The following is a 9,226-nucleotide window of genomic DNA, read 5'->3' as shown; positions in this document are numbered from 1 at the left end:
GTACTAATAATCCGTAAGCTTATGTACACCCTTTTCTCCCGACTACGGTCGGGAGAAGAAACTTTCTAAAATATAAAAACTTTCTTTATCTCAGTATGTTAAGATATTTGCTCGACGCAAGAGCAGTCTTTTAGTCGAAAGATTAAAGTCAAAAGTCAAAAGACTTTTAAACTTTAAGACTTATGACTTTAGACTAACAACCTTAAGGTGGTTATTGCGGCGGGGCTCACCTCTTCCCATTCCGAACAGAGTAGTTAAGCCCGCCTGCGCAGATGGTACTGCATTATTGTGGGAGAGTATGTCGTCGCCTTTCTTTTAAGAATCCTTCCTGATATTTATCGGGAAGGATTTTTTGTTTAAAGTGAGGTACCTTAGCTCAGATGGTAGAGCAATGGACTGAAAATCCATGTGTCCCTGGTTCGATCCCTGGAGGTACCACTATGCAATGCTCGGATGGTGAAATTGGTAGACACGCTGGACTTAAAATCCAGTGAACAGCAATGTTCGTGCGGGTTCAAGTCCCGCTCTGAGTACTAAACAAAAAGCGTAATTACAAATGGTAATTACGCTTTTTTTATTAATCTTTTTTGGGATATTTAGCCAGTTTTGCAAAACCAATAATCTTATTGGTTGTTTTTCAAAAATAGTACGCAATTCCTTTGTGAAATTATATGCCTTTTGAATATGAGAGTATAATTTAAAGATCAAATACGTCTAGTTACCCAAAATTGCGTTAGGGATGGAAGCGGCATCCTTTTGCGGGATTCGTTTTTTCTATTATTCTAAAAAGTTCTATCGCAAAAGATACAGCGCACAGCCCGGCCCAGAGGGAAACGCCATAAGTGTTTTTATACTTTTGTTAAATTAAAGTCAATTCTGTTTTTAAATATAAGCTCGGTTAGCCTTTTTGGATTCGAATCTGTATTTTTGTTTTAAATATTTATAAGTTAACTATGAAAAAAAGTATTGTATTGTTGATGCTGTTTGTTATCTCAAACTTAATTGCTCAGCAACGTCCTAAGCTGGTTGTTGGAATTGTAGTTGATCAGATGAAAATGGAGTATTTATATCGATTTTCGGATGATTTTTCTGCAAATGGATTTAAAAGATTAATGAATAATGGATATACCTTTCAGAATATGCATTATAATTATGTGCCCACTTATACGGCTCCGGGACATGCATCAATATATACGGGGACTACACCTGCAACACATGGAATTGTAGGAAATGAATGGTTTAGCAGAACTCTTGGAAAGCAAATGTATTGTACAGATGATGCTTCAGTAAAGACTGTTGGAGACGGAACTGCAGATGAAGGAGAAATGTCTCCAAAAAACCTGCAAAGTACAACCATTACTGACGAAGTTAGAATGGCTACTAATTTTCAGGGAAAAGTTATAGGAATGAGTCTTAAAGATCGTGGTGCGATTTTGCCAGCCGGGCATTTTGCGAATTGGGCTTTTTGGTACAGTAAAACAGGTTCTTTTATTTCCAGTACTTTTTATGGAGAAAAATTGCCAGAATGGGTGTCAGAATTCAATAATGAGAAAAATTATCTGAAATACATAAATAAGGGTTGGGATTTATATAAGCCTGCTTCAACTTACAATGAAAGTCTTCCGGATAATAATCCTTATGAAGGGAAATTATATGGCAGTTCTGCTCCTGTTTTTCCGTATGATCTGAAAACAATGTATGAGAAAAATGATGCCGGAATTTTGAGAGCTACTCCTTATGGAAATGATTTATTAGCGGATTTTGCAAAAAAAGCAATTGAAAAAGAAGAGTTGGGGAAAGATAATATTACGGATTTCCTGACGGTAAGTTTTTCTTCTACAGATTATGTTGGACATTTATTAGGGCCACGGTCTATGGAGCTTCAGGATACTTATTTGCGATTAGACCAAACTATAGCTGATTTTTTAGCTTATCTGGATAAAACAGTTGGAAAAAATAATTATTTACTTTTTTTAACAGCTGATCATGCAGGAGCGGAAAATGTTATTTATTTGAAAGACCGCAAATATGATGTTGATAATTATCCATCAAAAGATTTTAGAAAGAGTTTACAGGATTTCTCAATTAAAACATTTGGAGTAGATTTACTTTTGAATTATTCTAATTTTAATATCTTTTTCAATAAACAAATTATTAAAGACAAAGGTTTAGACTTAGCGAAAGTGAAACAAGAATTTAAAGATTTTTTAATTTCTTTGCCTCAGGTAAAAAAAGCATATACAGAAGAAGAAATTTTGGCTAATTCAGGAAATGATTATTATTTGAATTTCGTGGCAAAAGGATATGATGTAACGCAGGATGGTGATATGGTTGTAATTGGTAAACCAGGTGTTATTGAATATTTGCCAACTGGTACTTCACACGGAACGGCTTATACTTATGATACTCATGTGCCGGCAATTTTTTATGGCTGGCATATTAAAAAAGGCGAATCTTATGATAAAAAGGCGATTACTGAAATTGCACCAACCATTGCTCAAAAAATAAAAGTTACTTTCCCAAATGGAACAGAAGCTAAAGTAATGCAGGAAGTATTGGATGAAAAGTAATATTTTAGGATTATAAATTTAAACCTGTCTTTTGAGGCAGGTTTTTTATATAAAAAAGGCTTTTCAATTACTGAAAAGCCTTTTTGCTGTGAATTATAAATATTATTTTAGTATAACTATGCGTTGGTTAATACTAATTCTTCATTGAAAGGAAGATTCCATGCTTCGGCAACTCCTTTGTAAAGGATTTTTCCGTTAGCAATGTTTAAACCTTTTTTCAATTCTTCGTTTTCATTACAAGCTTTTTCCCAGCCTTTATTTGCTAATTGTACAGCGTAAGGCAAAGTAGCATTCGTTAAAGCTAAAGTAGATGTATAAGGAACAGCTCCAGGCATATTTGCTACGCAGTAGTGAACAATATCATCAATAATGAAAGTTGGATTTTCGTGAGTTGTTGGAGTACAGGTTTCGATGCAACCTCCCTGATCTACAGCAACGTCAACGACAACCGTTCCAGGACGCATTAATTTTAGCATGTCACGGGTAATTAAGTGCGGTGCTTTTGCTCCCGGAATTAAAACTGCTCCAACAATTAAGTCTGCATCTTTAATTGCTCTGGTAATGTTGTAATGGTTAGACATTTCTGTGTTTACGTTTGCCGGCATAATATCGTCTAATTGACGTAAACGTGGCAAACTTAAATCCATAATGGTTACCTGAGCACCTAAACCAGCAGCCATTTTTGCAGCCTGAGTTCCTACAATTCCTCCACCTAAAACTAAAACTTTTGCAGGAGGAACACCAGGTACGCCGCCTAAAAGAATTCCTCTTCCTTTTAATGGTTTTTCAAGATATTTTGCTCCTTGCTGAATCGCCATACGACCTGCTACTTCAGACATTGGAACTAATAATGGTAAACTACGGTCTGTTTTTTCTACAGTTTCATAAGCTAAACAAACAGCACCTTTTTCTAACATTGCGTGAGTTAGTTCTTCTGAAGAAGCAAAATGGAAGTAAGTAAAAAGCAATTGATCTTTTTTAATTAAAGGATACTCAGAAGCAATTGGTTCTTTTACTTTGATAATCATTTCTGCAATTGCATAAACGTCTTCAATTGTTGGTAAAACTAAAGCACCAGCTTGGGTATATTCTTCATCAGCAAAACCACTTCCTAAACCGGCAGTAGACTGAACGTAAACTGTATGTCCGTGTTTTTTCATTTCAGAAACTCCTGCAGGAGTTAAAGCCACACGGTTTTCATTATTCTTAATTTCTTTTGGAACACCTATTATCATAATGTTATGTATTTTGTTTTTTTTATAGAGTTATGTTACAAATGTATTAATAGAGAATATATTATTGATAATTAGGGTTTAAATAAGAAAATATTATTTTATGTTGTATTTTTACAGAAAATTATTCTTTTTGGATTCCTTTTTATTTCCTTAAAAAGAAAAAATGACTGATTTTGATTAACTATAGAAAACGTTTTCGTTATGGCTTTAGATGAAATTGATAAAAAAATCTTACGTCTTTTACAGGAAAATGCTCATTACACACTGAAAGACATCGCAAACAAAATAAATTTGTCATTAACACCTGTTCATGATAGGGTTAAACGTCTTGAAAAAGAAGGTGTTATAGAGAAATATGTTTCCATTTTAAATAAGAAGAAATTAGGGAACAATCTAACTGTTTATTGTCAGGTAACTTTAACAAAACAGACCTATGATACATCTGAAGGTTTTAACCAGTCGATTTTAAATATGCCTGAAGTTGTAGAATGCAATTATGTTTCTGGAAATTTTGATTATATGTTGAAAATTATCATTCCGGATATGGAAAGTTATCATCATTTTCATCAAAAGAAATTATCGGTTTTGCCTGAAGTTTCTCTAATTAATACTGTGTTTGTGATTTCTGAAGTAAAGAGCACAACCGTACTTCCTATTTAAAATAAAAAACCACCAGAAGAATCCTGATGGTTTTAAAAAATGGTTGGTTTTGGTTTTTATATTAATAGTAAGTGAATCTTCTAACTTTGGCAATATACTTTGCTAAACGAATAACCTGATGACTATAACCATATTCATTGTCATACCAAATGTAAAGTATGATGTTTTTTCCGTCTTTAGAAACGATAGTTGCATTACTGTCATAAATTGCAGGTGCAGAAGTTCCAACAATGTCAGATGAAACGAGTTCGTTATTTAATGAATATTTAATTTGTTCTACCAATTCGCCTTCTAAGGCATATTTCTTCATTATTTTATTTACAGCAATTATTGAGGTTGCTTTTTTAACTTCTAAGTTTACTATTACCAAAGATCCGTTTGGAACCGGAACTCTAATAGCATTTGAAGTTAGTTTTCCTTCAAGTGACGGAATTGCTTTTGAAACTGCATTTCCTGCTCCTGTTTCTGTAATAACCATGTTTAAGGCAGCAGCTCTTCCGCGACGGTATTTTTTGTGCATATTGTCAACCAGATTCTGATCGTTTGTATAGGCGTGAATCGTTTCCAGATGGCCTTTTGCAATTCCTAAACTATCTTCAACAACCTTTAAAATTGGAGTTATTGCATTTGTAGTACATGATGCTGCCGAAAAAATAGCTGTCTCATCCGGATTGTATTCATTATGGTTTACGCCATATACAATATTTGGAACCCCTTTTCCGGGTGCTGTCAATAATACTTTACTGACTCCTTTTGAAATTAAATGTTTTTTTAAAGCTTCTTCAGATGTAAAAGCACCGCTGTTGTCAATAACCAGTGCGTCATTAATTCCGTATTGTGTATAATCTATTTCTTCAGGCGAATTTGCATTGATTATGTTTACTGTAGTTCCGTTAATAATCAAAGTATTGTTTTTGGAGTCTGCTGTCACTGAACCCTGGAAATTTCCATGAATTGAATCGTGTCTCAATAAAGAAGCTCTTTTCTCTAAAAGCACTGCATCTATTTTATCCCGGGTTACAATTGCTCTCAGGCGCAACTGGTTTCCTTTTCCGGTTTTTGACATTAGTTCTCTTGCCAATAAACGTCCAATTCTACCAAAGCCATATAGAACGACATCTTTAGGCTGAATTTCTTTAGATGATTTGGCTTTTTTAAGTTTATCCATTACAAAATATCTTGCATCCGGATATTTTTCTTCTTCCAGCTGATATTCATAAGTTAGTTTTCCAAGATCTAATTTAGCAGGTGGAAAATCTAATGATAAGATGACCTTTGCAATTTCAACAGAATCAAAAATGCTGATTGGCTTGCCGACAAATTCTCCTGCATATTGATGCAAATTGATAATGTCACTGACATTTTTATCCAGTAATTGATTCTTAAATAAAACCATTTCGATGGATTTGTCATACCATAGATCACTGATGACTTTAATTAATTCGACTCCGGCTCTTCTTCGGTCGACTTGTAGGGATACTTCTTTTTGGTACAATGTTTTGTTACTCATAATTGACTGAATTAAAAAAATAAAATGCTCACTATTTTAAAATTTTTGCGCAAAACTACTTATTTCAATCGATTTCGTAAGCTATTTTGTGATTTATTTTTGAAAACAAAAAAGCCATCTTAATTTTTTTAAGATGGCTTTCGGTAATTTTAGTTTCAGTTGGAAACTTATATGTGATTATTTTTTAAATGATAATTCTAAAGATTTCTCCGTTTTTATTAATCATTTCAATTCGGATACTTTGACCTTCATCTTTTTTGTTTAGAAGTTTTGAAACAGTTTCAACATTTGTTGCTTTTATGTTGTCTATGCTTAAAATAATATTCCCCTGCAATTCATTTTGATATTGCATCAAATTCTCATTGGTTATGTTTTTAATTTTTACTCCATAATCAATTTTGAATTTCTTTTTGTCAACAGCATCAATATTTTCTAATTCGATTCCTTTAAACTCGGTACTAAAAAACTCATTTTTGCTTAATGTTACGGGAACCACTTTTGATTTTCCTTCTCTCATGTAAGTCACCTGTACCACATCATTTGGTCTTTTGGTGTTGATGTATCCTGAAAGATCGGCAAAAGTCGAGATATTCTGATTGTCTAATTTTACAATGATGTCACCTTTTGTAAGACCCGCTTTTTGAGCTCCGGATTTAGGGGTAACCTTATTGATATAAAAGCCCTGTGTTTCAGAAATACCTAATTCTTTGGAAGCATTGCTATTTAATTCGCCACCTTCAACACCCAAAATTCCTCTTTGTACATTTCCGAATTCCATAATATCTTCAACAATTTTACGGGCATTGTTTGATGGAACAGCAAAAGAATACCCTACATATGATCCGGTCATGGAAGAAATCATAGTGTTAATCCCAATTAATTCTCCACGGGTATTAACTAATGCTCCGCCACTATTTCCAGGGTTTACGGCGGCATCGGTCTGAATAAAAGACTGGATTCCGCTGGTGTCTAAATTTCTGGCTTTCGCCGAAACAATCCCGGCTGTAACAGTTGAAGTTAAATTATAAGGATTTCCAACGGCTAAAACCCATTCTCCAACTTTTACGCTGTCAGAATTTGCAAAAGCAGTGTAAGGCAATTTTTCGTTGGCATCAATTTTCAATAAAGCAATATCCATTTTGGAATCTGTTCCAATTAGTTTTGCTTTATATGATTTTTTATTATTTAATGTAATTTCAATTTCGGTTGCGTCTTTAATAACGTGATTGTTGGTTACAATATAACCGTCTTCAGAAATTATAACTCCGGAACCTGTTCCAACCTGTTCTTGCTGTTGTCCTCCACCGTAGCCATAGAAAAATTCCATCATAGGATTACTAACTGTTCTGCGGGAAACATTTTTAACGTGAACAACAGTATGAATTGTTTTATCAGCAGCTTCAGTAAAATCTACTGTTTCGGCAGCCAGACCAACGTTTCTGCCAAATGAATTCGGGGCAAGAGTAACAACAGAATTTTCTCTTCCCAATAAAGAACTGCTGCCGTCAAATAATAATTTGTAAGCACCAAGAGTAGTAGCACCACTCAATAATGACACTAAAAATAAGCTTGAAAATCTTTTCATAATTAGGATTTATGTTTAAGTTACTAACGTAAAATTAAAGGAAAAAATTATTTTGAAAAATGGTTTAACGCTCTTTAACAGTGATTAACATTTTATTAATTAATAGTGTGTTAAAAATGATGCTATTTAACATATTGAGTCTAAAATTATAGGGTTTAAATGAGATGATTTGTTTTATAATTTTAAAATTGTGATATTGGAGTAAATAATACTAAAATTTTAACATTAAATTTTTCAAAGTCATTTAGTGCAAGATGATTTCATAAAATACAATAAATGGTTAATTAATAGTTCGTACTTTTGTACTTTATAATCCAACAGAAATGCAAATAGAATTTTATAAATATCAGGGCACCGGAAACGATTTTGTAATGATTGATAACCGTTCAGGTTTCTTTCCAAAAGAAGATATAAAACTTGTGGAACGTTTATGTGACAGACGTTTCGGAATTGGTGCTGACGGACTTATTTTACTTGAAAATGATGCTGAAACTGATTTCAGAATGGTTTATTACAATTCAGATGGAAACGAAAGTTCAATGTGTGGTAACGGAGGCCGTTGTCTAGTGGCGTTTGCTAATCAATTAGGTGTTATCGAAAATAAAACCACTTTTATTGCTACAGATGGTTTGCATCATGCAACAGTAAATAACGATTCAATTGTTTCATTGCAGATGATTGATGTTGATGAAGTTCAAAAGAAAGATTCCTATACTTTTTTAAACACCGGTTCTCCTCATCATGTACAAATTGTAGATGATTTGGAACACTATAATGTAAAAGAAAACGGAGCAGCAATTCGTTACGGAGAATTGTACGGACAAAAGGGAAGCAATATTAATTTTGTAAAAAAAATAAATGATTCTGAATTTTCACTTCGAACTTACGAAAGAGGAGTTGAAGATGAAACTTTAGCTTGCGGAACTGGTGCTACAGCAGTTGCAATCGCTATGAATGCAACAGGTCAGACAGATAAAACTTCCATTGATATAAATGTCGAAGGTGGAAAACTAGCCGTTTCTTTTGATAAGTTAGGAGAACATTTTACGAATGTTTTTTTAATTGGTCCTGCAAAATTTGTTTTTAAAGGAACTATAGAGATTTAATTTTCCAGAAAACTGAAGTTGTAATGATAACTCTCAAAGGCAAAACTATCTATCTACGAGCATTAGAACCTAATGATTTAGAGTTTGTATATGCTATGGAAAATGACCAGAATATTTGGGAAGTCAGCAATACGCAAACACCCTATAGCCGTTTTTTGGTTCGTCAATACCTTGAAAATGCCCAACAGGACATTTATGAAGCCAAACAATTGCGTTTGGCAATTTGTCAGGATGAAGATTTTCCGGCGATTGGTCTGATTGATTTATTTGATTTTGATCCCAAAAATAACAGGGCTGGAGTTGGTATTGTAATTCAAAATAAGGAAAACAGAAATCAAAATATTGGTTCTGAGGCTTTAGAGTTATTAATTAAGTACTCTTTTTACAATTTGAATCTGCATCAATTGTATGCAAATATTAGTGTAAGAAATGGAGCAAGTATAGCTCTTTTTACTAAATTTGGCTTTGAGCAAACAGGAATTAAAAAAGATTGGATCTTGCTAAATGGACACTATCAGGACGAAGCAATTTTTCAGTTAATTAACAAACAAATTTAAATT

The 9,226-nt window shown here is 33.4% G+C and carries 7 protein-coding genes, 2 tRNA genes and 1 rRNA gene; 7 read left to right on the top strand and 3 right to left on the bottom strand.

From position 1 onward, the window contains the following. The first annotated feature begins 203 nt into the window (after positions 1–203). From rrf to pafA, 4 genes are all read left to right on the top strand, one after another. Positions 204–313, top strand: a 5S ribosomal RNA gene (gene rrf / locus FLV_RS16440). Positions 314–365: 52 nt separating this feature from the next. After that, positions 366–438 (top strand) — tRNA-Phe (locus FLV_RS16435). Between the two features lie 9 nt (positions 439–447). Beyond that, positions 448–533: transfer RNA gene (locus FLV_RS16430), tRNA-Leu, on the top strand. A gap of 420 nt (positions 534–953) precedes the next feature. Continuing rightward, entirely contained in the window at positions 954–2,570 is a 1,617-nt protein-coding gene (gene pafA / locus FLV_RS16425) for an alkaline phosphatase PafA (protein WP_243235303.1), read from the top strand. 116 nt (positions 2,571–2,686) lie between these two features. On the opposite strand, the gene ald is transcribed toward pafA, so the two are convergent. Beyond that, on the bottom strand, positions 2,687–3,805 hold the full coding sequence (gene ald, locus FLV_RS16420) for an alanine dehydrogenase (protein WP_243235302.1): 1,119 nt from the start codon (positions 3,803–3,805) through the stop codon (positions 2,687–2,689). 201 nt (positions 3,806–4,006) lie between these two features. On the opposite strand from ald, the gene FLV_RS16415 reads away from it, so the two are divergent. Then, complete coding sequence (locus tag FLV_RS16415; RefSeq protein WP_163394545.1) at positions 4,007–4,465, top strand: Lrp/AsnC family transcriptional regulator; 459 nt, start codon at positions 4,007–4,009, stop codon at positions 4,463–4,465. A gap of 61 nt (positions 4,466–4,526) precedes the next feature. Here the strand turns inward: FLV_RS16415 and FLV_RS16410 are convergent, their stop codons facing one another. Both FLV_RS16410 and FLV_RS16405 read right to left on the bottom strand, forming a co-directional pair. Beyond that, the gene (locus FLV_RS16410) at positions 4,527–5,975 is read right to left on the bottom strand and encodes a glyceraldehyde-3-phosphate dehydrogenase (protein WP_243235301.1); all 1,449 of its coding nucleotides are present in this window, start codon (positions 5,973–5,975) and stop codon (positions 4,527–4,529) included. 184 nt (positions 5,976–6,159) lie between these two features. Further along, entirely contained in the window at positions 6,160–7,560 is a 1,401-nt protein-coding gene (locus FLV_RS16405) for a trypsin-like peptidase domain-containing protein (RefSeq protein ID WP_243235300.1), read from the bottom strand. A gap of 323 nt (positions 7,561–7,883) precedes the next feature. On the opposite strand from FLV_RS16405, the gene dapF reads away from it, so the two are divergent. Together dapF and FLV_RS16395 are read left to right on the top strand one after the other, a co-directional pair. Further along, positions 7,884–8,666: a diaminopimelate epimerase gene (gene dapF, locus FLV_RS16400; protein WP_243235299.1), complete on the top strand. Its 783-nt coding sequence runs from the start codon at positions 7,884–7,886 to the stop codon at positions 8,664–8,666. Between the two features lie 23 nt (positions 8,667–8,689). After that, a complete protein-coding gene (locus FLV_RS16395) occupies positions 8,690–9,223 on the top strand; it encodes a GNAT family N-acetyltransferase (protein WP_243235298.1) in 534 nt (177 codons plus the stop codon). The last annotated feature ends 3 nt before the right edge of the window (positions 9,224–9,226 follow it).

It is taken from the genome of Flavobacterium pectinovorum, from assembly GCF_022802975.1.
Taxonomy (GTDB): Bacteria; Bacteroidota; Bacteroidia; order Flavobacteriales; family Flavobacteriaceae; genus Flavobacterium; species Flavobacterium pectinovorum_B.
Note: the sequence above shows the minus strand (reverse complement) of the source record. Positions and strands in the feature narration are given on the sequence as shown.

Bases quoted from the DNA above. Each gene is read 5' to 3' on its own strand.
- FLV_RS16395 (WP_243235298.1), top strand. From the start codon at position 8,690: ATGATAACTCTCAAAGGCAAAACTATCTATCTACGAGCATTAGAACCT.
- FLV_RS16405 (WP_243235300.1), bottom strand. From the start codon at position 7,560: ATGAAAAGATTTTCAAGCTTATTTTTAGTGTCATTATTGAGTGGTGCT.
- pafA (WP_243235303.1), top strand. From the start codon at position 954: ATGAAAAAAAGTATTGTATTGTTGATGCTGTTTGTTATCTCAAACTTA.
- FLV_RS16415 (WP_163394545.1), top strand. From the start codon at position 4,007: ATGGCTTTAGATGAAATTGATAAAAAAATCTTACGTCTTTTACAGGAA.
- FLV_RS16410 (WP_243235301.1), bottom strand. From the start codon at position 5,975: ATGAGTAACAAAACATTGTACCAAAAAGAAGTATCCCTACAAGTCGAC.
- dapF (WP_243235299.1), top strand. From the start codon at position 7,884: ATGCAAATAGAATTTTATAAATATCAGGGCACCGGAAACGATTTTGTA.
- ald (WP_243235302.1), bottom strand. From the start codon at position 3,805: ATGATAATAGGTGTTCCAAAAGAAATTAAGAATAATGAAAACCGTGTG.